Below are 26,362 nucleotides of genomic sequence, written 5' to 3' on the forward strand. Positions count from 1 at the left end.
TATAGTCGAGGAACGCTAACCGGATTATCCCTTGTCTATGGCCGTTGACCTGCAAGCCCTTTACCCCAAACTGATTCACCTGATGCTGGACACCGTCTTCGTGGTGGATAGGGACAACCAGATCGTCTTCGTAAGTGATGCCTGTGAGTCGCTGCTCGGTTACCTTCCTCAAGAGTTGATCGGCACTCTAATCACGAACTATATGCACCCTGACGATTTAGCCGCCACGCAGGACTCCATTGTGCGTGTGATGGACGGAAAGCCACACACGGATTTCCGCAACCGCTATATCCGCAAAGACGGCGGTATCGTGCATATTCTGTGGTCTGCCAGTTGGTACGAAGAAGAGGGCGTGCGGGTCGGTGTCGCGCGCAACGTCACGGCTCTTATGCAGGCCGAGGAAGAGTTACGCTACCGCGCCCATCATGATCCGCTGACAAAGTTGACCAACCGAGCGCTCTTCTATGACCGCCTGGCCTTGGGCCTGAGTATGGCCCATCGCCACCAAAACATCCTGGCATTGCTATTTCTGGATATTAACGATTTCAAAGGCGTCAATGACATTCATGGCCATGCGGCAGGCGACCGAGTGCTCTGCACAGTAGCCAGACGGCTGGAAGGCTGTGTTCGCGAGACGGATACGGTGGCCCGCATGGGCGGTGATGAATTCACGGTGCTGTTAACAGATATTCAGTCGCCAAATGCCGTAGCAGAAAAGGTGGAGCAGATACTCGCTGTCATGAACGAACCGCTAGGCGCTGAATTCGGCGAAGTTAAAATGCCATCCTGCAGCATCGGCGTAGCCTGTTATCCCGCCGATGGAAAAGACGCCGATACCTTGCTGAGGCATGCAGATAGCCATATGTATCAGATCAAAAGGCGTAGTCGTTAGTCGGTAACGCGCTCCTGCCAAGCTGTTAAGTGGCGCTGTACCGTACCCTGCAAACCCAGAATATCGCCAGTATCTAACGCCTCGACCATCGCATAGTGCTCTCGGATACTCCGCTCCACCCCGCCAGCTTTTGGCCATCCTGGCCCTGCACCACGCATGCCCTGCTCACGCAGCCAATTCACTTGATCGGCCAACGGCCGGTTGCCAGCAAGTACTGCCAGCGCTCGGTGAAAGGCATGATTGTTCAGGAACATGGCTTCACCATCGCCTTCAACCGCAGCGTGTTCAAACTGGGCACAAGCTTGCCTAACAGGCGCCATCAGTGCCTCTGTTCGGCGCGCCATCATCAATGGCGCCATCGCAAGCTCCACCACCAGGCGAGCCTCGGTGAGTTCCAGGCGCTCCTGGTGGCTCCAGCGTCTAACCCGGTAGCCCCGATGAGGCACATGCTCGATGGCCCCCGCTTCCGACAAACGCTCCAAGGCGCCTCTCACAACAAAGCGGCTGACGCCATATAGCTCCGCAAGAGCATCTTGGCGCAACCAGCTATCAGCGGGAAAACGCCCGCCCCCCATACCGATTCTAAGCTGCTCCTGTAGCCAGCTTTGGTCTTTATCTTGACGTACAGCCTCTTGACGTTCCGCAGCCCGACTCATTTTTAAGCTCTCCTGTGCCTTCACCATAATAACTTCTTGCAGATTGGCGCCAATTATTTATGATACCCCACTCGCTTATGATAATCATTAACAAAGGGACATCAGATGCATTACCTTCGTGTGCTGCCTTTGGCCATCGTAGCCGCCTCTCCACTGGCTTGGGCCCAGCAACCTGAAGCCAACAGTGAGCTGGAAACCTTAGTCGTCTCCAGCGACTGGTTGAGCGCCACTCGTACTAACCCACAAACGACGCCTGGCGCACGCCAGATATTGGAGGGAGAAGCGCTACACGGCGGCGATATCCGTCAGCTTGAAGATGCGTTAGCCCGGGTTCCAGGAATCCACGTACAGGATGAGACCGGCACGGGCGTGCTGCCAAACATTGGCATTCGCGGTTTATCACCACGCCGTAGCGAGCGGGTACAAATTTTAGTGGACGGTATTCCGGCTGCCTTGGGCCCCTACAGCAATATCGGTGTTTCACTATTCCCGGTAACGCTGCCCACACTAGAACAAGTTGACATCGTACGGGGCGGCGCGGCTGTTCACTACGGCCCAAACAATGTGGGCGGCGTGCTCAACTTCGTAACACGCGGCATCCCGGTAGAAAAGGAAGCCCAGTGGCGCGAACGCCTAACGCTGGATGACGCCACCGGCCATGTGCTCAGTGATCACTATCTGCGCGCAGGCGGCCAAGTGAGCGACAACCTGGGGCTCCAGTTTCAGGCCAACCTGATGCGTGGAAAGGGCGGGCGCGAGCGTAGCCAAACACAGGTCGATAATTTCATTTTAGATGCCGATTATCAGCTAAATGACACCCAATGGATCGATGGACAACTGCAGTACTACAGCGTAGACACGGATCTACCCGGCGCACTAACGCCAAGCGCCTACGCCCAAGACCGCAGCGATTCTCAGCGTCCCTACGACCGTTTCGAGGCGGACACATGGCGTGCCCACGCAACCTGGCATTGGCAACCGAGCAACGATATCGAGATAAGTTGGCGCCAATTTGGCCACCAGAGTGATCGAACCTTCTGGTTCGGCCAAAACCTGGGCGGTGCTAGCCATTGGTCTGACCCAGGCGAGCCAGCCACCCATGTCGCCGACTCGCCGCGCAGCTTCTCAGTATGGGCCAGCGAGCCCCGCGTTGCCTGGCAACTGGGGAACCACAAACTAATGATGGGTGCCCGCTATCTGGAAGAAGATGTCGACTTTGATGTGAACCGCCGCGCTGTTGGTAGTGAAACGGCCGCCCCGGTTCGTCGCTGGGACTTCGAGACCCGCGCAATGGCCGCTTACCTAAGCGACACCTGGCAGCTAGGCGGTGGCTGGGAAGTAACCCCTGGTATCCGCTACGAGCATGCAGAAATGGACTACGCCGATACCTTAAATGGCGGTCGCGATGAGAATGACGCCTCAGCTTGGCTGCCCGGCCTTACCGTCGGATATGCGGCCAACGAAGCGTGGTATTTGTTCACTTCCGCCCAACGGTCGTTAACCCCGGTGCAGCTCGCGCAGATCACCAATCCAGGCGATGTATCAAACGAGACAGCCTGGAACCATGAAATTGGCGCGCGTTATCAGTCCGGCCCCTGGCAAGCGGAGGCCACAGGCTTTTTGATTAACTACGAAGACCAGGTCGTCAAGCAGCCGGATAACAGCCTAAAGAACCTCGGAGAAACCCGCTACCAAGGTCTTGAAACGCGTTTGGCCTGGGCGCCGAATACCCTGCCCTTCAGCCTCGAAGGCACCTGGACTTGGCTCGATACTGAGCAGCGCAGTGGGGAGCTTGCCGGCAACGAGGTGCCCAACGCCCCGAATCACCTGCTCAACCTATTGGCTCGCTGGGAACAAGGTCGCTGGTTCGGCAATATCGGCGCCCGCTACGTGGATAAAAGCTTCGCCGATGCAGCCAACACCGCCCAAGAGACCGAGAACGGCAGCACCGGCCCACTGCCTGATTACTGGTTAGTCGATACCAGCTTAGGCTACCGCCTGCCGTTCGCCAGCGCGGCAAGCGTAACCCTGGGCGTGCATAACCTTACCGACGAGGATGCCTATTTCCGCGGGGTAGATACTAGCCCAGTGGGGCGTGTTCCGTTACCAGGGCGCGCCTACAGCTTAGGGTTGGATGTCACCTTTTAAGCCAGCCACCTTTTAAGCCAACGGCGGACTGCTGACTTCAGCCCGCCAGTTCGCGCCATGTTTTATACAAATCGTTCTATACAGGCCATGTTTGATTAAGGAGCGTGGGTATGCCCGCTTTGTTTAACCGTCGCCTAAGGCGGCGAATAGGGCATTTATGCCTGATGATGTTGACGATTAGCCTGACGATGCCAGCACTGGCGAATGCGTTTGAGGTGACCGACCTGGCTGGCCGCAAAGTTCTGTTGCCCGATGACCCGCAGCGGGTAATCCTGGGCGAAGGGCGGCTGCTGTATACCCTTGCCGCTCTCCAGCCTGACGACCCTTTCCAAGACCTTGTGGGTTGGCGTGATGAACTCATTCGCTTCGATGAAGACGTCTGGCACCGCCTTCGCCAGCGTTTCCCCCATGCCGAACAGTTAGCGCGTTTTGGCAAAGCGGCCACCGGCGAATTCGATCTCGAACACGCCATTGCGCTTAATCCAGACGTCATCGTTTTTGATCTGAGCGCCTGGCCAGCATTGCGTGAAGGCTCGGCGCTCGACACATTGGAGACAGCCGACGTAGCGGTGGTGTTCGTGGACTTCCTGACCCAAGCAGACCAGCATATGGTGCCCAGCCTGAGGCTGATGGGAAAAATCTTCGCTGCCGAAGCACGGGCCGAGACGCTGATTAACATGCGTCAGCAAGCACTCGAAGAAGTCGCCGAGCGTCTGCCTGAGCCACTACAGCGGCCTGATGTTTTGATCGAAACGGCGGCAGGGCTCCACCCTGAGTGCTGTCGAAGCGTCGGTGACGACAACCTAGGGCGCGTTGTGCGGCTGGCCGGTGGAAACAACATTGCCGCTGAGCGACTGCCGAACCTATTTGGGCAGCTGCACATAGAGTGGATACTGTCTCGAGATCCCGACGTCATCATTCAAACCGGGGGTGACTGGCAGGTACTAAGCAGCAGTTCAATTCCCCTGGGCTATGACGTTTCAGCGCAAGAAACCCGCGCCGCCATGCGGGAGCTGATTGCGGCGCGACCAGGGTGGTCAACCCTTAAAGCGGTGGAAGAAGGCCGCGTGCATGCGCTTTGGCACCTATTCTACAACACACCCTTTCAGTTTATCGCCGTTCAGCAAGTCACAAAGTGGCTGCACCCTGAGGCCATGGCAGACCTAGACCCTGCCGCAGCCTGGCAATCCATACACGAAACCTTACTGCCTTACTCGCTAGAAGGCACCTTCTGGGCTGATTTGGTACCCGCGCCATGATGCCTTGATGTGCTTTGGTATACCTGGGAGGCACACTATTCAACCGCGTATATTATTTTGCAGAACACTTGGAACGTTGAAAAAAAGCTTATGAGCTTCAGGCTAGGCTAGGCTAGGCTAGGCTAAACAAATGTAGCTGGCACATAAATCGATAACAAAAACCATGCCGCCAAAGCCAACATTATTTTAAATTCAAAAGTTAGCCACAAAAACACATAGATTTGGCCATTTATTGCGAGATTAATCAGCATGGCTAGAACCGTTTTAATGATTCGCCAGCAAATTAATCTCGGGTTTGCGCTGGTGCTGATCATGGCGCTCTTAATTATCTTCGTCGTCGTAGACTTAAGAGTAAAGCCTGATCTAATTCAGCAGCAACAGCAGCAGCTTGCCGTCAACCAGGATCAGTTGATCAGCCTTATCAGCGCCAAGTTAGGCCAAACAGAACTTCTCGCCAGTACGATCGCTCTTGCCGCCTCCCAGTTGCCTAAAGACGAGGCGCTGTTTAAGGCGCTGTTTCCTCCCATTATCAACAACCGCGGCGACTCGGTCATCGCCGGTGGCGGTATTTGGCCCGAGCCTGGCGCCTTTACGGAGGAAGCGCAACGACGCAGCTTCTTCTGGGCACGCTCAGCAGGCAACATGCGATACCTTGATGATTACAATGACCCAGACGGCGTGGGCTATCACACTCAACAATGGTACCAAGTCGGCCGCAATGCACCGATCGATCGCTGCAGCTGGTCAAAAGCCTATACCGATCCCTTCACCGATATACCCATGGTCACTTGCACTTTACCCATGCAGGAAAACGGCAGCTTTAGCGGCGTGGCCACCGTCGACATGAGGCTTGACGGTATCAAAGAGATACTCGCACGCTACGGCTCAGAGCAGGGTGGTTATGCCTTTGCGCTCGACTCCACAGGACAAATGCTCAGCTTTCCCCTGTCGGAAGCACAGCTTGAACATTCCGCTGGCTCACTAATGACCGCGCGCGAACTCGGCCAGCAACTGCCCTGGCTCAGCGAGACTTTAGACCGAGCCGCCGACCTGCAAAGCCCGACGGTCGTAGCGCTACGCAACGACGGCATTCTAGGCGAGGCAGCCTACGTTAACCTGGTAAAACATCCCCAAACCGGCTGGAGAATCGGACTCGTTGTGCCCCAGAGCCGCATGACGGCGTCGGCGGAAAGCATGGGACTCTTTTTGATGCTAGCCATTGGTGCGTTGCTGGTGATAGTAGGCATTGTGGCGGCCATCATCTCGCGCAACTTACTGGGATTGATTCAGCAAACGACGCAACAGATTAGAGAATTAACCCATGGTGAGACCGCTCAGGCACTCGATACCGGCACGATGAACGAAATTGGCGAGCTGCGCCAAGCGGTCAATGCCTATGGCGACAAACTCAAGTCACTGCTGACCCACTTGGAAAACGTTAAAGATGAGCTGGTGCAGAGTGAAAAACTCGCCTCGCTGGGATCGCTTGTGTCGGGCATTGCCCATGAGCTTAATACGCCGATTGGCAATGCAATGATGTCATCGACGGCAATCGCGGATGCCAAGCGGCATTTCTCCAGACAGCTTAGCCACCAGGTGACGCGCAACGACCTCAACAATTTCATTGAGGATGTCGGTGAAGGCGCGGAGATCATTGAACGCAATATGGCGCGTGCAGCTGAGCTGATCGGCGCGTTTAAACAGCTCGCGGTAGACCAAGAAAGCGCCAACAGACGAGAGTTTGACCTTTATAGCCTGGTAAAAGAAGTCAACCTATCGATGCGCCCAACACTGCAGCGAACCCCGTATCGACTCGATGTCGACGTGCCAGAGGGTTTGCACTTCGACAGCTATCCGGGTGCGCTTTCGCAGGTATTGATCAACTTGATTAACAATGCGGTTGTCCACGCTTTTAGCGAGCGTAGTCAGGGGTGTATCCAAATCACTGCCAGGGTCAGGCCCAACAATTGGGTATCCTTGAGCGTGAGCGATGATGGTTGTGGCATTCCCCTTGAGTTGCAAAAGCACATCTTTGATCCGTTTTATACTACCAAGCTAGGTCAAGGGGGCTCTGGGCTAGGGCTGCATATCACCTTCAACCTTATAACAGGTGTTCTTGGTGGCCGCATCGATGTTGATAGCGTAGAAGGAAGAGGCAGCCGTTTTACGGTCACCTTACCTAAAAGCGCCCCCCGCATCGTAGAGAGCGGATAATCTTTTAATGGCGCGCAGGTACAGCACCGGGCTTCAAACAGGCTAGCGCCGCCGCATATTGCTAGCCCGCTCATAAGTCACAAAAATTTACCTTTGAGTGTTAGAAACCATTAAAAATGTGCTAATTGGCGACTAAGTGGATGTTATGCTCAAATGTATTACTGCTCGCTTAATACGACCTACATGGTTGAATAGTGAGAAGCTTTTATTGAGTCTTGAAGAACCGGCATAGCCATGCGGCCCCGCCTTCTATCCATGTGTTCATAACGACGCTTATTATTTTCATGGGAGGGTATGAAGTATGGGCGACAACAATGAGCCACTGGTGTTTGCGGAGGATATTGCCGAACTCGCAAGCCCGATGCCAGCGCCCTGGAAAATATTGATCGTCGATGATGATCCAGACGTGCACGCCGCGACCAAGCTAGCACTAAAGGGCTCATTGATCGAGGAGCGCACGCTCTCCTTTGTAGATGCCTATTCGGCAGCAGAGGGGCTTTCCCTACTGGAGCAAAACGCGGATTTTGCCGTTGCCTTGATCGATGTGGTGATGGAAAGCGACGACTCTGGCCTTAATTTGGTGCAAAACATACGAGATAAGCTCAATAACCACAGCATTCGCTTAATTTTACGCACCGGACAGCCTGGATACGCCCCGGAAAGTGACACTATTCGTTTATACGATATCAATGACTATAAAACCAAAGCAGAGTTAACAAGGATTCGGCTATTTACCAGTGTTACCATCGCCATTCGCTCATATTCGCAGATTAAACAGCTCGAAGCTAAACGCGATGGTTTAAAGCAAATTTTAGCGGCAACGTCCGAACTGACCAGGCTAACCAACGGGCAAAATTTTTCCTCAGTCGTCATAAAGCAGCTTTGCGCCTTATTGAAAACGGAACGGGAGTGTCTAGTTTGTGCCGCCTCACATGGGCACAACGAACCGTCCTTTATAGTCGCCGCCACGGGGCACTTTTCCAGCTGGTTAAATATGCCTTTGGCATCCCTGCCCAACGAGCGCATCCGTACCCATCTGACCCAGGCACTTAATGAAAGGCAACATTTTTTCCATGACGGCGTCTGTGTTTATTTCCCGGGAAAAGATAACCAAGCGCTAGCCGCGTTTGTCGATATGCCGCGCGCTATTTCCAGCTCAGAGCAATATTTATTAGCCGTACTGTGTAGCAATATTGCCGTCGCCTATGAAAATTTTCAGCTATACAGATCGATTGAACAGCTCGCTTATCAAGACCCCTTAGTCTGCCTGCCCAACCGCAATGGGTTTGTTGCCGAGATAGAGCGTCAGATGAGATTAAACGCCACCACACCACAAGCCGTTGTTTTGGTGGATTTGGATAACTTTACCTATATCAACAGCGTGCTTGATGATGCCTATGGCGACGACATTCTACGTGCGGTTGCCCAGCGCCTATGCTCACAGCTCAGTAAAAGCCTGTGTATCGCACGCGTGAGTGGCGACGTATTTGGCATATTGGGCGATGCAAGCGATTTGACTCCAGAGAGTATCGAAACCGTCTTTGCGGAACCCTTCAGACTGCACCAGAACGAGCCGCTGCGGCTTTCCGCCACCAGCGGTTTAATTATTCTCGACAAGACATCGCGCCACGCCATGGAAATTCTCAAAAACGCAGGCGTGGCTTTAAAACAGGCCAAGCATTTTCACCGCGGTAAAACTGTCTTATTCGCCACAGAATTAGCCGATGCTGCCCGTGATCGTATGCAGCTGTTGAGCCGTTTGCGCGTGGCGTTCTCCAGTGAGCGTTTAACGTTACACTTCCAGCCATTTATTCGCTTACACGACGGTGCCGCGATGGGGGCGGAGTGTTTGTTACGCTGGCAGACAGCCGAGGGCCAGCATATCCCACCAGATCACTTTATTCCCCTGGCTGAACAATCCGGCATGATCGTCGCACTGGGCGACTGGGTGATTCGTACCGCGCTGCGTTGGCGGGCAGGCTTAATAGGGCGCGTGGACGATACGTTCCGTGTGGCGATCAACGTCTCGCTTGTGCAACTGATAGAAGATAACTTCGTCGCCAATATACTTCATTATATTCACACGCAAGGCTTGCAGGGATATCACGTTGAAATTGAGCTAACCGAATCGATGGCGGCACATGATATTAACAGTGTTATACAAAAACTTAAGCAGATGCGAGAGCACGGTATTAGTATTGCGATTGATGACTTTGGCACGGGCTATTCGTCGCTAAGTATTTTGAGCAGCCTACCGATTGATCGACTTAAAATTGACCGTAGCTTCGTGAGTGGCGATGCTGCCAACCAACCCCATTTTGGAATAGCGCATACCGTCATAGAGCTGGCGACTAATTTGCAGATGCACACGATTGCAGAGGGCATCGAAACCGAGAGCCAGCGTGATACCCTGCGGCAGAACGGCTGCCTGGAAGGACAAGGTTACTTATTTTCACGGCCACTTGATGAAGCGCAGTTCAACCAATGGCTGGCGCAACAATAATAGCGTTTAACCCAGTTGAGCAGTCAAAACTCTTGGGTGCGCCACGCCTATCTCACACAGTTCCATTCTCAGACTGAAAGAAAGCATTCCATACTGAATGACGAAGAACCAACAAAGCGCTGGTCACTATGCTAATTAACGGATGACTGATGGACTTACTCGCTGCTTTTCTTTTCCAGCACAGCGATTAAATACTTTTTCGCTCACTGAGCAGACTCAGTGAGCATTTTAAGGGGTAACTTTGCCATGCTGGCGCTGCCACCCCGAAGTAAATATCAGTTTTATTACTCGGTTACTTTCACAACCCAACTGACAACTTCTTCATTACCAAATTCAGCCTTCCACTCTTGGATGACTTTGTTATTGCCGCCACGGGTTTCTACCGTTTCGCCAGTGTGTGGGTTTTTGTATACCTTCAAAGGGCGTTTTTTACGACCATCTGTACTGCTTGTGCTTACCTTGCCAGCTTTTGCTGGTTTAGAGCGGTAAGATGGGTCAAGCATTTCACATACATCGCGCGCTAATTTGCCGTGCTCCGTCATAAGTGCTTGTAGTCTTTCTTTGAATTCAAGCTCTGCTTTTAGCTCACTGTTATTTTCCAACGCTTGCAGCTCTTCCTGCAGTTGCTTCAACATCTGTTCTTTTTTGAGATAATCACTCAGTACTGACGCCATAGTCTACATTCCTATATTTTTTTAAAATTTAAGATAAACCTTAAATATATATCCTGAGCATTATAGCTTTAATATCGTCTTTGAGAAAAGGAAAGCTCAAGTTTGAACGTTGAAGATGGGCCGCGCCATTTGGTCACACCCCATATAGGGCCTGTGAGAAATCGCAGATCCTTTTTGTAATCTGGCGCGCCCTGGAGAAGCTAACCTGCAACTCTCGTATCGGAGACTGGTTTCAGCCGCTAGCGGCTGAACCGTTCTACACAGGTTGCATACAAAAAAGCCCCAATAAGGCTGAGGAACGATACTGGATAAACTATAAACCGGTAGCCGACCTTACTTTGCCACTAAAGTCCACCAACACACTCATTCATCAAAAACGATCCAAGACGTCGACTGACGTCTTGGATCGTGGCTTGATGTTCAGAGGTAGTGTGCAAACTACCGATGCTATGCCCAATCCCAGATAAGGCCTACTCAAATCGAATACTGAGCCTCAAGTAGCATAATATTGATTCGATCTTTCGTAGCAAAATAGCGATAGCAATGACGCTTGCCAAATCCTGCGCGCCTCAGAGATCAGGCGTCTCAATATGCAGATACCGCTCGGCATCTAAGCGCTTATCAGCAGTGGCACTGGGAGCTTCACCAAAGCGTTTCCGGTAGGCTCGAGTGAAATGTGCAGGCTGGGTAAAGCCGGTGGCCAAGGCCGCCTCGGTCACCAGGATGCGGCTATCGGCGAGTAACTGGCGTGCCCGGTCTAGCCTCATTCCTAGGTAACACTGCTGAGGAGTCTCGTCAAAGTGGCGCCTAAATAACCGTGTTAGTTGACGCTGCGATTGCCCTACCAATTTACACACCTCTGGGATAGGTAGCGCCTGAAACAAGTTGGCCTCCATTACCGCCAGCGACTGCACCACACTGCGCGGCAGATCCCCGTAGTGTTGCCGTGGAGTCTCAACGCCATTGCCGCTTGGCCTCTCGTGAATCAATTGCCGTCCCACAGCATCGGCCAGGGCAGGGCCATAGGCATTCTCTATCCATGCTAGCATCATGTCGATGCTCCCCGCTCCACCAGAGCCAGTCAGACGCATAGCGTCGAACTCGTAATGGGCCGGACTAATCTCCAACGCTGGGAACTCTCGACGAAAGCCCGGCACGCTCTCCCAATGCAATGCCACACGATGACCGGCCAATACGCCCGCTCGCGCCAATATGAAGGGCGCCGTATCCAGCCCACCCAGCCAACCACCGTGAGCGGCAATTCGGCGCAGCACAGCGCGATCCTGTGAGCGCACCGTTGCCTCCGCATCGTAAGAAGAAACCACCATCAGGTGTGACGAGTCCTCCAGCGACGATAATGCGCCGTCTACGTCGATGCGAACCCCGTTACTGGCCACCACAGCATCGCCATCGGCAGAGAGCAGCCTCCAGGCAACGAGGTCGCGGCCGAAACGATTAGCCACACGCAGCGGCTCAAGTAGGCCGAATAGTGTCAGCATGGAGAAACGCGGTACTAGCCATACATTCAGAGTGTGCTCGGCTTGCTCTGGGGTCAGCAGGGGTGGCGAATCAGGGCGCGGATATGGCCATGGGGCGTTAGTAACATCAATCATGACCAATATAATCAAACATATGGCCAATACTATCAAGTCATGTTGAATTGGGGCAGTTACCATAGATTTAGTTCCATTAACATAAACTATGGATGCGCTGCCATGACTCATGTCATTACTCAGGCCAATCGCCAACGCCTCGTCCTTAACCACCAGGATCATAAGTACGAATTTACTGCCTTATGGCTACGCGAACGCAGCCCCGATGATGCAACCAGAGACCCCTATACCGGCCAACGCCTGATCGAAGCTGCTGAGATACCGCTTGATTTGGCCATTGAGAGAGCCGAAGCCTCTGATGAAGAGCTAACACTGAATTTCAGTGATGGTCACAGCACTACGTTTACGCTTGCAACACTGTTTGACAAGCAGACCAGCGATTCACCCCGGCAACTTTGGGATGCCGCGCAGGCGCCAATCTCCGAGGCCAACTTCGCCACCGCCCTTGAGGATGACTCGGCGCTGCTGGACATGCTCGATGCGCTACATCGAAACGGCTTTGTCATCGTCTCGGGAGTGCCCGCCGATAGCGACGGCATGCAACCACTCATCGATCGCATTGGCCCGCTAAGACGCACCAACTGGGGCGGCATCGCCGACGTCAAGTCGGTGGCCAACGCCTACGACCTGACCATGACTCAGCGCGGCTTAGAGCCCCATACCGACAACCCCTACCGGGATCCTATTCCCGGCTATATTTGGTTGCATTGCCTGGCCAATGCCGCCGAGGGCGGCGACAGCACCTTGGCCGATGGCTTTATGGCGGCGCGCCTGCTTCGCCAGCGCGACCCAAGCGCCTACGCCTGTCTCACTCGGGTAACACCCAGCTTTCGCTATTGCGACGCCGATACCTATCTGGAAAGTGAAGGCCCTTTGATCGAGCTGGACAGCAGAGGCGAGCCCGTCCGGGTGCGCTACTCCAACCGTACCGAATACATTCCAGCGCTGCTCGCGAAAGAGTTAGAGGCTTACTATGCCGCCCGCAAAGCCTTCTATGAGTTGATCACTGGCGAAGAACTAACCCTGCACCTGAAGCTCGATCCAGGCCAGATGCTGATTATCGATAACTATCGTCTGTTGCACGGGCGCAGCGCTTTCCAACTCGCCGGCGGCGTACGCCATATGCGTCAAGGTTATGTCGATCGCGACAGCACCACCAGCCGTCGTCGCGTGCTGCAACAGCGGCTCACCAACCCACAGAGCCAAGGAGAACCCGCATGAATCAAGCTCGCTTTCGCTACTTCGGCGAGGCCCAGCGCGATGACTGGGCACTGATTGATGCCCGCTTTCGCGACTATCTCTCCGATACCCCGCGCCGGGTACTCGCCCATCTGCATAACTTGGCCGGTGATCACCACGGCTATCCGGTGGATCGCTATGAACATAGCCTGCAGACCGCCACCCGGGCGCTGCGCGACGGAGCCGACGAGGAAATGGTCGTCTGCGCACTGCTTCACGATATCGGCGACGACCTGACCCCGGCTAATCACGCCGAGATCGCCGCGGCTATCCTTGAACCCTTCGTCGATCCGCTCAACGCCTGGATGATCCGTCACCACGAACTCTTCCAGGGGTATCACTACCGGCATTTCTTCGGGCAGGATCCCCACGCTCGGGAGCAATACCGCGACCACCCTGCCTATGAGCGCACAGTTCGCTTCTGCGACCGCTGGGATCAAGCCAGCTTTGATCCCGATTATGACACCCTGCCCCTGGAACACTTTGTCCCCATGGTTGAGAGAGTACTGGGGCGCACGCCCCGCGGTGGTCTCCCCGAACCGCTCTCCGAGGAGGCGTTACGATGAGCCAGACCTGCGCCCAGTTGCTGCTGCGCCTGCTGGAAGCCTACGAGGTGGACACCGTGTTCGGTATCCCTGGGGTACATACGATTGAGCTCTACCGCGCGTTAGGCGAAGGGCCAATACGCCACATCACCCCGCGTCATGAGCAGGGCGCAGGCTTTATGGCCGACGGCTACGCTCGCGCCAGCGGTCGGCCCGCCGCCTGCTTTATCATCACCGGCCCCGGCATGACCAACATCGCCACGGCAATGGGTCAAGCACTGGCGGACTCGGTGCCCATGCTGGTGATCTCCAGCGTTAACCGCCGCAACACGCTTGGGCGTGGCCAGGGGCGGCTCCATGAGCTGCCTAACCAGCAACAAACCCTGGCAGGCGTCAGTGTTTTTAGCCACACCTTGCACGACCCGGCCGCCCTGCCGGAGATCATGGCCCGCGCTTTTGCCATCTTTCGCGGTGCACGACCAGGGCCGGTGCACATCGAGATTCCTATCGACCTGTTTGACGCACCGGTTGCCGATAACCTGCCGCGTCCGATCGAGGTGTTCCCCCCAGCCCCGGCGCCCGCCGCCATTGCTCGCGCCGCCGAGTGGTTAAGCCAGGCCGAGCGCCCACTGTTGCTGCTGGGTGGCGGCTGCGTGGCGGCCCCCGAGGCCGCCCGCGCCTTGGTTGATCGGCTGCAGGCCCCGGCGCTAACGACGATCAACGCCAAGGGCGTGCTGGGGCTAGACCACCCGCTTGATCTGGGGGCCACCATGAGCCTGCCCGCTGCGCGTGCCCTGGCAGCCGATGCCGATATCATTCTGGCGCTGGGCACCGAGCTGGGCGAAACCGACTACGACCTAGTGTTTGACGAGGGCTTCCACCTCAACGGACGGCTAATTCGGGTAGACATCGACCCTCAGCAATTGGGCCGCAACCAGTGTGCCGATCTGGCTATGGTCGCCGATGCTAGCGAGACCATAGCAGCATTGTTGCAGGCACTGCCCGAGCGCCGCGAGGCCGATGGACGCGCCGTCGGTACTCGTCAGGCGTTGGCACTGCATAAAGATCCCGATCTGGCCCCCTATGTGCCACTCTACGCCACTCTGCAGGCCACACTTCCCAATGCCATCTTGGTCGGCGACTCCACCGGGCCAGTGTATGCAGGCAATTTTTTGGCTTCGCTACCCACGCCACGCCGCTGGTTCAACTCAGCCACCGGCTACGGCACATTGGGCTATGGCCTGCCTGCTGCTCTCGGCGCTGCCCTGGCCTGCCCAGAACAACCCGTGGTTGCCTTAGTGGGCGACGGCGGGGTGCAGTTTGTTCTCGGTGAGCTGGGCACTGCCCGTGACCTGTCCTACCCAGTGGCAGTGCTGATCTGGAACAACCAAGGCTATGACGAAATTCGCCGCTACATGGCCATGCATGCGGTGCCGCAGTTAGGCGTCGACTTGACGGCCCCAGACTTTGCCGACCTGGCCAGTGCGTTCAACTGCCGCTATCGCGCAGTGGGTAACCCCGCGTCCCTCGGCGAGGCGCTTGCCCAACTGGGCGAAGAGACCTCACCTCTACTGATTGAGGTAGACGCCGCCGCCTGGATGAGCACTTTGCAATAACCAAAATAGATCGATTAATCGATACACAAGGATCCTGACATGCTGAGACTTAATATGCGTAGACCTGATATGCGTAGACCCGCCTTACTGGCCCTCTTGGCTCTCACTGGTCTGCTGCCGTTCGCTGCCCAAGCGGCTCAAGACGTCAGCGACGAACTGCGTCTAGTAGCTCCCCCCTGGCCCGGGGTAACGGTCAAGAGCGAAATTCTCGCCCAGCTAGCAGAGCCACTGGGATATCGCGTTGAGATACTTGAAGTCAGTTCCACAGTGGGCTACCAGACACTGCAGAGCGACGAGGCTGATGCCTTCCTGGCCGGCTGGCTGCCTGCCCAACAGGAAAGCTATGACGCTTCCATGGCGGCCGGTGCGATTGTCGATCTGGGTAACAACGTGGAAGGTGCCCGCATGGGTTTCGCGGTGCCGGGCTATGTCTATGCGGCGGGTGTGACCAGCGCCGAGCAGTTGGCCGATCCTGAAACTGCCGAACGCTTTAACCACCGTGTCTACAGCATTGAGAGTGGCTCCACCGTCACCGACATGATCGAGAGCGCCATCGCGGCCGATACCTATGGTCTTGGTGATTGGAAAGGGATGCCGTCTTCCACACCGGGTATGCTCAGCGAGGTGGCAGCCGCCGTAGACGAGAACCGCTGGATTCTTTTTTACGGCTGGACGCCCCACTGGATGATCCCCGAGTACGACGTGCATATCCTGGATGATCCAGAGGGCGTTTTCGGCAAGAACAACGGCCAAAGCGATGTAAAAACCATCGTTGCTAAACGTTACACCGAGGCTAACCCCAACCTGACCCGCCTGCTTGATCAGTTCACCTTCTCCGCCGATGAGCAGAGCGAATTCATCAGCGCCTTCAGCCTAGAGGAGCGGGATCTTGATGCGGTGGCCAGAGAGTGGATCAAACAACACCCTGAGCGTGTCGCTAGCTTCCTGGAGGGTGTCACCACCTACAACGGCATGGACGCCCAGGCGGCAGTAGAGGCCAGCCTATGAGTACCTATGCCTCTCAGGAGGATGAGGTTCGCCGGGACTTGGCCGCTGCCTATCGGTTGATCGCTTTGGACGGCATGGACGACGGTATCGATACGCATATCTCGGCGCGCCTGCCTGGCGAGCGCTTTCTTCTCAACGCCTACGGCCTGCGTTTCGACGAAGTACGCGCCGAGTCACTGGTGACGGTAGATGCTGACGGCAAGGTGATTGACGACCCTACCGGACTGGGCATCAACCCGGCCGGCTTCACCATACACAGCGCTCTCCACACCGCCCGACCCGACGTTAACTGTGTACTGCACACCCATACCGTGGCTGGCGTTGCGCTCTCCTGTCTTGAAGAAGGCCTCCTGCCGCTCAACCAGTGGTCGCTGGCGTTCTACGAACGGCTGGCCTACCACGACTTCGAAGGCATTGCGCTGGCGCTTGATGAACGTCAACGCCTGGCTGACGACCTGGGCGATCATTCGGCGATGATCTTGCGTCAGCACGGTTTACTGACCTGTGGCCAAAACGTTGGTGACGCTTTCTTGCGCATGCGCAACCTGGAGCGCAGCTGCCAGGCACAGTTAGCAGCTCAGGCCACCGGCCAGACGCTGCGCTTGGCATCGCCCTCCTTGGCCGAACACGTCGCCCAACAATACGAAACTTGGGCGGCCAGCCCCGCTGGCAGTGACCGAGCCTGGCAAGCCGAAAAACGGCGGCTGGATGGCGCTGACGATTCCTTCTCACCAGACCCCAAATAGGAACCCTATGCACTATTCAAAACTCACCGGCCGCATCGCTGGCGAAGGAGCAGCAGCCTGGGATATTCACTACCGCGCCCTGGCCCGCCAAGCCGCTGGTGAGGAGATCACCGTGCTGTCGGTGGGGGATCCTGACTTTGCCACTCCGGCGCCGATTGTCGAGAGCGCTGTGGCTAGCCTACGCGGTGGCGCTACCCACTACCCGGATGTTCAGGGCAAGCGGGCGCTGCGCCAGGCGATCGCCGAGGGCTACCGCCGCCAAGGCATTGATGCAGGCCCGGATAACGTTATTGTCATGGCCGGTGCTCAGTGCGGTCTCTATGCCGCCGCCCAGTGCTTGCTAGATCCCGGCGACGAAGTGCTGGTGCCCGAGCCGAGCTATGTCACCTACGAGGCAGTGCTGCGTGCAACTGGTGCCGAGCTCGTACAGGTGCCACTGCAGCCCGAAGAAGACTTTCGCCTCGACCCAGCGGCTCTCGCGGACGCCATCACACCCCGCACTAGGGCGATATTACTGAACAGCCCCCACAACCCCACCGGTCAGTTGATTGATGCCGACACCTGGGACGCCATCGCCGCATTGTGTCGACACCACGACCTCTGGTTGATCGCCGACGAGGTCTACGCCGAGCTCATCTTCGAGGGCGAACACCTATGCCCTGCAACGCTTCCGCACATGGCCGAGCGAAGCGTAATTGTCAGCAGCCTTTCCAAATCCCATGCCATGACCGGCTGGCGCTTGGGCTGGGTGTTGGGCCCCGCGGCGCTGATTGAGCACCTCACCCATTTGGCGCTGTGCATGCTCTATGGATGCCCGGACTTTATTCAAGATGCCGCCTGTGAGGCCCTTCAAACGCCCCCTGTCGAGCTGCACGCCATGCGCGAAGCCTACCGGCAACGCCGCGACGCTGTTTGCGAGGCACTCGCCGAGAGTACCGCGGTGACCGCTATCCGCCCGCCAGCAGGAATGTTTCTGATGGTGGATGTTCGTGCCACCGGCCTCTCCTCCCAAGCCTTTGCTGATCGACTGCTTGACGAGGAGGGCATCTCGGTACTCTCCGGCGAAGCATTTGGGCCTTCAGCAGCGGGCTTTGTGCGACTCAGCCTGACCATCGAGGCCGAGCACCTCACCACGGCTAGCCTACGCCTGGCGGCCTGTGCTGAGCGTGCCCGAGCCGAACTGTCACCCACCCCGGCTACGGAGGCCGGTTGCCTATGACATCATCATTTCCGCCTGTTTCCAGCTCACGCGCCACCACCGCTCCGGCGGTAGTCGCTAACCACCTCATCAAACATTTCGGCGATCTTGAGGTACTCAAAGGGGTCTCCCTTGAAGTGCCCGAAGGAAGCGTCACGTCTATTATCGGCGCCAGCGGCTCAGGAAAGAGCACCTTGTTACGCTGCATGAACCTGTTGGAAAGACCCGACCAGGGCGAGCTGGGGATTGCCGATGAAGCGATTCGCTTCACCCGCAATCCCCAGGGCGACATCACCGGTCTGGATCGGCGCCAACTGCAACGGTTGCGCGCCAAAGTGGCGATGGTCTTCCAGCAGTTCAATCTTTGGCCCCACTTAACCGTGCTGGGCAACGTCATTGAGGCCCCTATGCGAGTCAAGGGGCTCTCCCGCAAACGCGCAACTGCCCTGGGCGAGCACTATCTAGCGCGCGTCGGCATGGCCGACCGGCGCGACGCTTACCCTGCCTTCCTTTCCGGCGGGCAGCAGCAGCGGGTGGCTATTGCTCGGGCACTGACGATGGAACCGCGGCTGCTGCTCTTCGATGAACCTACCTCAGCGCTGGATCCTGAGCGAGTCAACGAGGTACTGGGGGTGATCCGCGGCCTCGCCGACGAGGGTCGCACCATGCTGCTGGTCACCCACGAGATGCACTTTGCCCGAGAGGTTTCCGACCAGTTGGTCTATCTCGACCAGGGGCGTATCGCCGCCGAAGGCACACCGGAAGAAGTTTTTGATGATCCTCGCTGCCGCCAGTTCATGGCCCCTGCGGCTTGACGACGCCACATCGCCATAACAAGAACCACCATCACAAGAACCGATCTAACAGGAGAAGACCATGAAATTCCCCATGATGATTACCGCCGTGACTGCGCTTGCCCTCGGCCACACTGCCCAGGCCGCCGAGCCTCTAAAGGTGGGTATCTCCGGTGAACCCTACCCACCTTTCACCTACAAGGCCGCAAGCGGTGACTGGACGGGCTTTGAGGTGGAGTTGGCCCATGCTTTTTGTGACGCCATGGGCCGCGAATGTGACATTGTGCCCACCGGTTGGAGTGGCATTATTCCCTCGTTAAATGCCGGACGCATCGACATGATCATGAACTCCATGTCAATCACCGAGCAGCGCCAGCAAGTCATCGACTTCACTCGCCCCTACTACTTCACACCCGGCGCTTATGTGGCAGCAATCAATGCAACGCTCGATATCCCCGAGGGCCTGGACGGCTTGACGATGGGGGTTCAAGGGGCCACCACCAACGCCACCTACGCCCGCCGTGAACTACGCGATAGCGGCGTGGATATCAGGCTCTACAATCAGGCCGAGCAGGTCAATAACGACCTGCTTTCAGGGCGCCTGGACGTCATTTTGGCGGATGAGATTGCCATGCTGCAGTTCCTTGATCGCGACGAGGCGGAAGGATTCGAGATCAAAGCCACCGCCCCCCGGCATGAGGCTTATGGCGCAGGCATCGGTATTGGCCTTCGCCAAGCGGATGACGAACTGGGCGAGGCCCTTAATACCGCCATCGCCACGGTGATTGAAGAAGGTACCTGCGCCAGCCTTTCCGAGCGGTACCTGGGCACCGATGTCTGCGTCTACGACTGAGTAATAACTGGCTGTTAACGTCTTCCCCCGGTGCCATAGATATCGGGGGTTCGTTCTGTGACCAAGGAAATAGTCGATCATGACTGCCATGACACCGGAGGGGCTCGGCGAATGGGCCGGCCCCATTCTTAGCGGCGCGCTGACCACGGTAGAGATTGCCGTGCTGGCCTATGCCATCGGACTACTGCTGGGACTACTGGGCGCTGGCGCAAAGCTCAGCCCTTGGGCGCCTTTACGTGGCCTGGCTACCGCCTACTCCACGTTGATCCGGGCGGTGCCCGAACTGCTATTGATCCTTCTGCTCTACTATGCCGGTGGGCAGGCGCTGGATGCCCTACTAGCGTATCTAGGCATGGCGGGTGCCGTGCAGATCACCGGCTTCGCCACCGCAGTGGGCGTACTGGCCTTCGTTCAGGGCGCCTATATGACCGAGGTATTCCGCGGCGCCATCCTGGCCATTCCCCGTGGTCAGCTGGAGGCCGCTAGCGCCTTTGGCTTCTCACGCTGGGCCCGTTTCCATCGCATTGTGCTACCAGGCATGCTACCCAACGCCCTGCCAGGCATGTCCAACCTGTGGTTGATCTTAATCAAAGATACCGCGCTGATCAGTGTGATCGGCTTCAACGAGCTGTTTTTCACTATCCAGCAAGCCGCCGCCAGTAGCCGCGCCTACTTCCTCTTCTACGCTGCCGCGGGGGTTATTTACCTGCTAATGACGCTTAGCTCCACAGCACTGTTCGCGCGCCTTGAGCGTTATGTGCGGCGCGGCCAACCCACGGAGGCCTGATATGGATTTTTCCTGGCTGAGCGATCCTTTCTATCAGGGCTACCTGTGGGAGGGGTTTATCAATACCCTTTGGCTACTGCTGGTCTCGGCGGTGGGCGGCCTGTTGCTAGCAGTGGGGGTGGCGCTGGCACGGATCCGCGGGCCCCGTCCCCTGGCTTGGCTGACTTGGGCTTTTACCACCGTAATACGCGGTACACCGCTACTGGTGCAGCTGTTCTTCTTCTACTATGGCGTAGGACGCCTGCTGGAGGGAGTTCCAGGCATTCGCGACAGCTTATTCTGGCCGCTGCTACGCGACCCCTTCTTCTTCGCTGCGGTGACCTTCATCCTCAGCGTGGGCGCTTACTCCGGCGAGGTAATCCGCGGCGCGATGCAGAGCGTTCCCCAGGGCGAATTAGAGGCTGGCCGCGCCTTCGGCCTCTCAGGTTTCCAGGTGCTTACCCGGCTATGGCTGCCGCGAGCCATACAGCTCTGTCTACCCACGCTTACCGGCGAGATGATCCTGTTGCTCAAGTCGGTTCCGTTGGTTTCCACTATTGCCCTGATGGATCTATTACAAGCGGCCAATATCATCCGCGACGAGACCTTCCTGGTCTACGAACCCCTACTGCTGATCGCCGGTATTTACCTGGCCACCACGGTGGTGCTAACGCTGGCGCTACGTCTTGTAGAGCTCAATTTTCCCGGCATGCGGCCAACGCGACGCCGCTGGCTGCCTCTTCGCTGAACAGGAAACACTCCATGCCTGCTTCCATAAACGCTTGCAAAGACATCCTGAACGAACAGTTTATTGACAACGCCTGGGTACCGAGCCGAAGCCAGACGTGTCGGCCGGTGCTCAACCCCTATAACGAATCCCTCCTGGCCGAGGTGACCTGCGGTGACTCGGCAGACGTCGATATCGCCGTGGCAGCGGCTCGGCGCGCCCTACCCGGCTGGCGAGCCATGCCGGAGGTAAGTCGAGGCGAGTACCTGGTGGCCATCGCGGCGGGGCTTGAAACCCGCCGTCAGGCCCTCGCCGAACTTTCCTGCCGCAACAACGGCAAACCTTTGGTAGAGGCGCACCAGGATCTGGACGATGCCATTGCCTGTTACCGCTACTACGCCAAGGCCGCCGTAGCCCTGGGGCAACGCCAGGGGACCGTTGCAGATGCGGGTCAAGCCGACCTGGAAGCGCGCCACTACTGGGATGCCATCGGCGTGGTGGGGCTGATCACCCCTTGGAACTTCCCGTTGGTCAGTAGTGCCTGGAAACTGGCGCCAGCGCTCGCCGCTGGCTGCGCGGTGGTGTTCAAACCCTCCGAGGTCACCCCCCTGCCCGAGCGAATACTGGCGGAGATTGTTATAGAGGCTGGCCTGCCACCGGGGGTATTCAATCTACTGCTGGGCGACGGCGAGGGGATCGGCGCCCCGCTGAGCCGACATCCCGGTATCGACAAATTATCCTTCACTGGCAGCAATGCGGTGGGCGAAGCGGTGATGCACGCGGCTGCCCAGGGTGTCAGGCCGGTCTCCCTGGAACTGGGCGGCAAGTCACCGATTCTTGTCACCGAGGATGCCGATCTCGGCCTTGCTCGGGATCTGGTGATGGCCGGCATTTGCTATAACGCTGGCCAAATGTGCTCGGCCACCAGCCGGCTATTGGTTCATGAGAGTGTGGCGGACGACCTCTATGCAGCCATTGACGCCGCCATCTCAGAGCTCCATTTGGGCGACCCCATGACGAAAGGAACCGATATGGGACCGCTGGTCAGCGCTACCCAGCGTGAACGGGTCCAGGGCTATATGGTTCTAGCCAATGAGGAGGGTCTCAGTAGTAAAACACCCACCATCGCCTTGCCTGGGTGTGGCTTCTTTGTGGCGCCGCGCCTCTACCGAGAAGTGCCCACCACCAGCCGCCTGTGGCAGGAGGAGATCTTTGGCCCGTTGCTCTGCGCACGCCGCGTTGCCGACGACGCAGAGGCCATTGGCCTGGCCAACGGCAGCGACTTCGGCTTAGCGGCCACCGTTGTAACTGGCGACGCTGACCGCGCCGAGGCCATCGCCCGGCGCCTTGAGGCAGGCAACGTCTGGTGCAACAGCGATCAGGTAGCGCCGCCCCAAGGGAGCTGGGGTGGTATGAAGCGCAGTGGCATAGGTCGCGAACTGGGCGATTTGGGACTGGGCGCTTACCTGGAACTCAAGCGCATTACACGCCCCTTGAAGACTTGATTAATGGCGCTCACAACGTTGTGACGAACACTCAAGAGTTATGGGCTTTCGGTTTACCGGGACTTCGCGATTATGAGACTCCAGCCCTCTGATACCCTCCCCGAACGCATTGGATTTCTTCTCCTACCGCGCTTCGCCATGGTGGCCTTCTTCTCTGCTATTGAGCCGCTACGTATTGCCAATCGTATCGATGGGCGCCCTCTCTTTAGGTGGGATGTGATTAGCCGCGATGGCGAGCCGGTGGTGGCCTCCAACGGCATGACACTCATTGCCAGCGGCTCCCTTCACACAGCCCCTCAAGTTCCTAGCCTGGCCGTTTGTGCAAGCTTTGACCCAGAGAGTGCTATTGATGGCGAACTGATTGACTGGTTACGGGCGCGCGCTTACGAAGGTTGTGTGCTTGGCGGCATCGATACCGGCTGCTATGCGCTAGCCGCTGCGGGCCTTCTCGATGACAAAACGGTGACCCTGCATTGGGAGTGCCTAGCTGACTTCAGCACACGCTTTCCCCGAGTTGACGTCGTTGAGTCAATATACGAGGTTACCGACGAGGGGTTCTCCTGTGCCGGTGGCAGTGCAGCCATCGATATGAGCCTTGACCTAATCCGGCGCCGACACGGTGATGCGCTCGCCAAACAGGTACGCGATCAGCTCATCCATGAGCAGGGGCGGCGTCCAGCCAGTCGACAGCGCAATCCAGCGATTCCCCAAGAACCCATGCTTCAACGGGCCATCACCTTAATGGATGACCACCTGGAGTCACCGCTAAGCATCCGTGCACTGGCTAATGAACTAGGCATTACCTGGCGACGTCTCGACCGGCTCTTCGCCCGCCATTTAGCGATATCGCCTCAAAAAACGTACTTGGCCCGGCGTTTAGACCATGCCTACTGGCTGCTGAGTGAAACACCCCATAGCATTATGGACATCAGTCTGGCCTGTGGCTTTGCCTCGGCTTCAAGCTTCAGCCGTGCCTTTCGTCACCATTACGGCTCCACCCCCAGCCAACTACGCCAGCAAGCAGTGTCGAATCGTGCATAGTTAGTGTCGAATCCTGCCGCGAATCACATGCTCCTGACAGGCATTCTATGCGCTATAGCCAATCGCCTAGGAGGCCAACATGTCCCAAGCACTTCCTCTAACACCTGATTACAATGTTTGGCCCATTGAGGCTAGCCTCAAAAAGGTATCCTTCAAGCCACGCGTACTAACAGTATGCTGGAGTGACGGACGCGAGAGTCGCTACCATAGCATCTGGTTGCGTGAGAACGCCGCTGACGAGACGACCGTCAATCCGGCGACTCGTGAGCGTATTCTCGATCTTTCCACCTTACCCAGCTGGCCTGAAATTGCCGCAGCTGACATCGATGAAGCTGGCGCATTGTGCATAGATTTTGCGCCTGAAGGACGGCGCTTGCGCTTCCACCCCGGCTGGCTTCGAGCTCACGACTACGACAATACTGGCGATCCCGCAGCACCGCTCGTGTCGGTAAAGACATGGAAGAGAAACTCAGCAGACGGCCCAGACAGCCTGGACGCCACAGGGCTCCTCGACACCGAAGCGGGCAGTGAGGCAGAAGAGGCCATTCTCGCTCCTGCTCTTTCAAGTATTTTGGGCAAGGGTCTAATACGCCTTTGCAACTTGCCCATCAAGCCCGACTCGCTCAAAGCGATAGCCCAGCGCATCGGCCCAGTAAGACCCACTAATTTCGGTATGCTATTTGACGTCAAAGCCAAACCTAACCCTGACTCTAACGCTTACACGTCTATCGCTCTGCCCCCCCATGTCGACTTGCCGACCAGGGAGTATCAGCCGGGAATGCAGATGCTGCACTGCCTAGAAAACAGCGTAGAAGGCGGCGAGGCGGTAATGCTTGATGGTTTTGCCGTGGCCGAGGCTCTGCGTGAGCATCATTCAGAGGCCTTTACCACCCTGACCCGAGTGCGTTGGTGCTTTGCTAATACCGCCAAGAACACCGACTACGTTTGGTACTCGCCGATCATTCGCATTGATGAGCGCGGAGAGCTGTGTGAAGTTCGCATTGCTGACTTCCTGCGTGGACCGTTGCAAACCGACTTCGAGGAGGTAGAACCTGCCTACGAAGCGCTAATGGTTTTACAGAAAGTGCTGCAAGATCCCCAATTCGCCATCCGCTTCACCTACCAACCAGGCGACCTAGTAATATTTGATAACCGGCGGCTGCTCCATGCTCGCGATGCCTTTGAGGGCACAAGCGGTCATCGCTGGTTACAGGGCTGTTATATGGAGCGTGACGAGATCCGCTCCCGCTATCGTATGATTAAGCGTGCCTGCCAACAGCGCAAAGCGACCGGCGAGGCATCATTAGCTTGAATGACATCAAGGGTTTTACGAGACGCCTTGACACGGAGCAGGCAGAACTATAAGACGGCAGATAGTTCGAAGCACATCGCCGCTAAAGCGGAACCGCTTAAATGCCAAGCTTCCGTTCCGGCTGATAGAAAAAAAGGGGCCTGTGATTTCTCGCAGGCCCCTTTTTTTTGCAATTTGGCGCGCCCTAACTAGGGCCTATTGACGTTTTGAAGGATAGCATTGGCAGGATATGGACAAAATCGCAGAATACAGGTTCCGGCACCAACAAACTGCGAGCTTGCCATGCCCCGACTGATGCTCACGGATGAACACTGGTCGAAGCTAAAACCTATCCTGCTTCAACAACGTATCTATGACAAGGCTGATCTTCGGATGACAGTAGAAGGCATACTTTACCGAATCCGTACCGGCTGCCAGTGGCGCGATTTACCGGACGCCTTTGGGCACTGGAATACGGTCTATACGCCTGGTCGGCCGCGGACAAGCTGGTGACTGTTTTTAATCGGTTAGTGGAAGATCCAGATACGGAGTGGCTCTTCATTGATGGCTCCTATATCAAGGCGCATCAAGACTGCACAGGGGCTGCCACAAAGGAAGTAGAAGCCATTGGTAAAAGACGTGCGGGCAATACAAGCAAGATACACCTAGCCGTTGACGCTTATGGACTATCGATTGCATTCAGAATCACCGGAGGTGACGTACACGACAGCACCGAGGCACAGGCGCTGATTGATGAGTTGCCAACAGGCGGGGCATTAGTGGCTGACAAGGGGTATGACAGTGAGCGTATCCGCGAGCAGGTTGACGCCTAAGGGATGGACTCGGTGACCCCACGCAAACGCAACTCAAAGACAGGAAATGGCAGTTTAGACAGAGAGTTATATCGCTATCGTCATCTGGTGGAAAATGCCTTTGCTCGGTTGAAGCCGTATCGCGCCATAGCGACGCGTTACGACAAGCTCAAGCGAAACTACGAAAGCACGGTGGCCTTAGCTTGTGGTTTTTTATGGCTGCCTATGTGAAACGTCAACAGGCCCTAGTTGAATTCAGGAG

The 26,362-nt window shown here is 56.7% G+C and carries 21 protein-coding genes and 1 pseudogene; 19 read left to right on the plus strand and 3 right to left on the minus strand.

All coding sequences use genetic code 11. The annotated features are described in order from the left end of the window. The first annotated feature begins 37 nt into the window (after nt 1–37). Nucleotides 38–892, plus strand: coding sequence for a sensor domain-containing diguanylate cyclase (locus SR894_RS19660; protein ID WP_133732039.1), 855 nt, complete (start codon nt 38–40; stop codon nt 890–892). Here SR894_RS19660 and SR894_RS19665 read toward each other — a convergent pair. Continuing rightward, nucleotides 889–1,548, minus strand: a complete 660-nt coding sequence (locus SR894_RS19665) for a GntR family transcriptional regulator (RefSeq protein WP_166650386.1) — start codon at nt 1,546–1,548, stop codon at nt 889–891. The two genes, SR894_RS19660 and SR894_RS19665, sit on opposite strands and share 4 nt — an antisense overlap. 105 nt (nt 1,549–1,653) lie before the next feature. Between SR894_RS19665 and SR894_RS19670 the strand changes: the two genes are divergently transcribed. The 4 genes from SR894_RS19670 (at nt 1,654) to SR894_RS19685 (ending at nt 9,672) form a co-directional block, all read left to right on the plus strand. Beyond that, entirely contained in the window at nt 1,654–3,696 is a 2,043-nt protein-coding gene (locus tag SR894_RS19670) for a TonB-dependent receptor family protein (protein ID WP_133731933.1), read from the plus strand. 110 nt (nt 3,697–3,806) lie between these two features. Continuing rightward, nucleotides 3,807–4,955, plus strand: a complete 1,149-nt coding sequence (locus SR894_RS19675; protein ID WP_244286554.1) for an ABC transporter substrate-binding protein — start codon at nt 3,807–3,809, stop codon at nt 4,953–4,955. 249 nt (nt 4,956–5,204) lie between these two features. Then, entirely contained in the window at nt 5,205–7,169 is a 1,965-nt protein-coding gene (locus tag SR894_RS19680) for an ATP-binding protein (protein ID WP_133731932.1), read from the plus strand. 301 nt (nt 7,170–7,470) lie between these two features. Continuing rightward, entirely contained in the window at nt 7,471–9,672 is a 2,202-nt protein-coding gene (locus SR894_RS19685) for a bifunctional diguanylate cyclase/phosphodiesterase (protein ID WP_133731931.1), read from the plus strand. Between the two features lie 284 nt (nt 9,673–9,956). Here the strand turns inward: SR894_RS19685 and SR894_RS19690 are convergent, their stop codons facing one another. Together SR894_RS19690 and SR894_RS19695 are read right to left on the minus strand one after the other, a co-directional pair. Continuing rightward, complete coding sequence (locus SR894_RS19690) at nt 9,957–10,346, minus strand: histone-like nucleoid-structuring protein, MvaT/MvaU family (protein ID WP_133731930.1); 390 nt, start codon at nt 10,344–10,346, stop codon at nt 9,957–9,959. Between the two features lie 569 nt (nt 10,347–10,915). Next, entirely contained in the window at nt 10,916–11,959 is a 1,044-nt protein-coding gene (locus tag SR894_RS19695; RefSeq protein ID WP_244286553.1) for a GlxA family transcriptional regulator, read from the minus strand. 102 nt (nt 11,960–12,061) lie between these two features. Between SR894_RS19695 and tmpA the strand changes: the two genes are divergently transcribed. The 14 genes and pseudogenes from tmpA (at nt 12,062) to SR894_RS19765 (ending at nt 26,331) form a co-directional block, all read left to right on the plus strand. Continuing rightward, on the plus strand, nt 12,062–13,180 hold the full coding sequence (tmpA, locus tag SR894_RS19700) for a 2-trimethylaminoethylphosphonate dioxygenase (protein ID WP_133731928.1): 1,119 nt from the start codon (nt 12,062–12,064) through the stop codon (nt 13,178–13,180). Continuing rightward, nucleotides 13,177–13,764, plus strand: coding sequence for an HD domain-containing protein (locus SR894_RS19705; protein WP_133731927.1), 588 nt, complete (start codon nt 13,177–13,179; stop codon nt 13,762–13,764). The genes tmpA and SR894_RS19705 overlap by 4 nt, the downstream gene beginning before the upstream one ends. Further along, nucleotides 13,761–15,359 (plus strand): 5-guanidino-2-oxopentanoate decarboxylase, encoded by a 1,599-nt coding sequence (locus tag SR894_RS19710; protein ID WP_133731926.1) that lies wholly within the window; start codon nt 13,761–13,763, stop codon nt 15,357–15,359. The genes SR894_RS19705 and SR894_RS19710 overlap by 4 nt, the downstream gene beginning before the upstream one ends. A gap of 39 nt (nt 15,360–15,398) precedes the next feature. Then, a complete protein-coding gene (locus SR894_RS19715; RefSeq protein ID WP_422822672.1) occupies nt 15,399–16,367 on the plus strand; it encodes an ABC transporter substrate-binding protein in 969 nt (322 codons plus the stop codon). Further along, nucleotides 16,364–17,113 carry a class II aldolase/adducin family protein gene (locus SR894_RS19720; protein WP_133731925.1) on the plus strand — a complete coding sequence of 250 codons (750 nt, stop codon included), beginning with the start codon at nt 16,364–16,366 and terminating at the stop codon, nt 17,111–17,113. The genes SR894_RS19715 and SR894_RS19720 overlap by 4 nt, the downstream gene beginning before the upstream one ends. 7 nt (nt 17,114–17,120) lie before the next feature. Then, nucleotides 17,121–18,332: a pyridoxal phosphate-dependent aminotransferase gene (locus tag SR894_RS19725; protein ID WP_133731924.1), complete on the plus strand. Its 1,212-nt coding sequence runs from the start codon at nt 17,121–17,123 to the stop codon at nt 18,330–18,332. Continuing rightward, complete coding sequence (locus SR894_RS19730) at nt 18,329–19,126, plus strand: ABC transporter ATP-binding protein (protein WP_133731923.1); 798 nt, start codon at nt 18,329–18,331, stop codon at nt 19,124–19,126. The genes SR894_RS19725 and SR894_RS19730 overlap by 4 nt, the downstream gene beginning before the upstream one ends. Before the next feature lie 61 nt (nt 19,127–19,187). Further along, the gene (locus tag SR894_RS19735; RefSeq protein ID WP_244286552.1) at nt 19,188–19,958 is read left to right on the plus strand and encodes a transporter substrate-binding domain-containing protein; all 771 of its coding nucleotides are present in this window, start codon (nt 19,188–19,190) and stop codon (nt 19,956–19,958) included. A gap of 79 nt (nt 19,959–20,037) precedes the next feature. Then, a complete protein-coding gene (locus SR894_RS19740; RefSeq protein WP_133731922.1) occupies nt 20,038–20,745 on the plus strand; it encodes an ABC transporter permease in 708 nt (235 codons plus the stop codon). Between the two features lies 1 nt (nt 20,746). Further along, nucleotides 20,747–21,472, plus strand: a complete 726-nt coding sequence (locus SR894_RS19745) for an ABC transporter permease (protein ID WP_133731921.1) — start codon at nt 20,747–20,749, stop codon at nt 21,470–21,472. 14 nt (nt 21,473–21,486) lie between these two features. Then, nucleotides 21,487–22,956: an aldehyde dehydrogenase family protein gene (locus SR894_RS19750; RefSeq protein WP_223289166.1), complete on the plus strand. Its 1,470-nt coding sequence runs from the start codon at nt 21,487–21,489 to the stop codon at nt 22,954–22,956. Nucleotides 22,957–23,028: 72 nt separating this feature from the next. Continuing rightward, a complete protein-coding gene (locus SR894_RS19755; protein ID WP_166650385.1) occupies nt 23,029–23,997 on the plus strand; it encodes a GlxA family transcriptional regulator in 969 nt (322 codons plus the stop codon). A 79-nt stretch (nt 23,998–24,076) separates the two neighbouring features. Next, nucleotides 24,077–25,309, plus strand: coding sequence for a TauD/TfdA family dioxygenase (locus SR894_RS19760; RefSeq protein ID WP_133731919.1), 1,233 nt, complete (start codon nt 24,077–24,079; stop codon nt 25,307–25,309). 282 nt (nt 25,310–25,591) lie between these two features. Next, nucleotides 25,592–26,331, plus strand: a pseudogene (locus tag SR894_RS19765) (IS5 family transposase). Nucleotides 26,332–26,362: the final 31 nt, after the last annotated feature.

Origin of the sequence: Vreelandella neptunia (assembly GCF_034479615.1) — a bacterium.
Classification (GTDB): domain Bacteria; phylum Pseudomonadota; class Gammaproteobacteria; order Pseudomonadales; family Halomonadaceae; genus Vreelandella; species Vreelandella neptunia.

Excerpts from the sequence above, each read along its gene's own strand:
- SR894_RS19660 (WP_133732039.1), top strand. The coding sequence starts at position 38 with ATGGCCGTTGACCTGCAAGCCCTTTACCCCAAACTGATTCACCTGATG.
- SR894_RS19665 (WP_166650386.1), bottom strand. The coding sequence starts at position 1,548 with ATGAGTCGGGCTGCGGAACGTCAAGAGGCTGTACGTCAAGATAAAGAC.
- SR894_RS19670 (WP_133731933.1), top strand. The coding sequence starts at position 1,654 with ATGCATTACCTTCGTGTGCTGCCTTTGGCCATCGTAGCCGCCTCTCCA.
- SR894_RS19675 (WP_244286554.1), top strand. The coding sequence starts at position 3,807 with ATGCCCGCTTTGTTTAACCGTCGCCTAAGGCGGCGAATAGGGCATTTA.
- SR894_RS19680 (WP_133731932.1), top strand. The coding sequence starts at position 5,205 with ATGGCTAGAACCGTTTTAATGATTCGCCAGCAAATTAATCTCGGGTTT.
- SR894_RS19685 (WP_133731931.1), top strand. The coding sequence starts at position 7,471 with ATGGGCGACAACAATGAGCCACTGGTGTTTGCGGAGGATATTGCCGAA.
- SR894_RS19690 (WP_133731930.1), bottom strand. The coding sequence starts at position 10,346 with ATGGCGTCAGTACTGAGTGATTATCTCAAAAAAGAACAGATGTTGAAG.
- SR894_RS19695 (WP_244286553.1), bottom strand. The coding sequence starts at position 11,959 with ATGATTGATGTTACTAACGCCCCATGGCCATATCCGCGCCCTGATTCG.
- tmpA (WP_133731928.1), top strand. The coding sequence starts at position 12,062 with ATGACTCATGTCATTACTCAGGCCAATCGCCAACGCCTCGTCCTTAAC.
- SR894_RS19705 (WP_133731927.1), top strand. The coding sequence starts at position 13,177 with ATGAATCAAGCTCGCTTTCGCTACTTCGGCGAGGCCCAGCGCGATGAC.
- SR894_RS19710 (WP_133731926.1), top strand. The coding sequence starts at position 13,761 with ATGAGCCAGACCTGCGCCCAGTTGCTGCTGCGCCTGCTGGAAGCCTAC.
- SR894_RS19715 (WP_422822672.1), top strand. The coding sequence starts at position 15,399 with ATGCTGAGACTTAATATGCGTAGACCTGATATGCGTAGACCCGCCTTA.
- SR894_RS19720 (WP_133731925.1), top strand. The coding sequence starts at position 16,364 with ATGAGTACCTATGCCTCTCAGGAGGATGAGGTTCGCCGGGACTTGGCC.
- SR894_RS19725 (WP_133731924.1), top strand. The coding sequence starts at position 17,121 with ATGCACTATTCAAAACTCACCGGCCGCATCGCTGGCGAAGGAGCAGCA.
- SR894_RS19730 (WP_133731923.1), top strand. The coding sequence starts at position 18,329 with ATGACATCATCATTTCCGCCTGTTTCCAGCTCACGCGCCACCACCGCT.
- SR894_RS19735 (WP_244286552.1), top strand. The coding sequence starts at position 19,188 with ATGAAATTCCCCATGATGATTACCGCCGTGACTGCGCTTGCCCTCGGC.
- SR894_RS19740 (WP_133731922.1), top strand. The coding sequence starts at position 20,038 with ATGACTGCCATGACACCGGAGGGGCTCGGCGAATGGGCCGGCCCCATT.
- SR894_RS19745 (WP_133731921.1), top strand. The coding sequence starts at position 20,747 with ATGGATTTTTCCTGGCTGAGCGATCCTTTCTATCAGGGCTACCTGTGG.
- SR894_RS19750 (WP_223289166.1), top strand. The coding sequence starts at position 21,487 with ATGCCTGCTTCCATAAACGCTTGCAAAGACATCCTGAACGAACAGTTT.
- SR894_RS19755 (WP_166650385.1), top strand. The coding sequence starts at position 23,029 with ATGAGACTCCAGCCCTCTGATACCCTCCCCGAACGCATTGGATTTCTT.
- SR894_RS19760 (WP_133731919.1), top strand. The coding sequence starts at position 24,077 with ATGTCCCAAGCACTTCCTCTAACACCTGATTACAATGTTTGGCCCATT.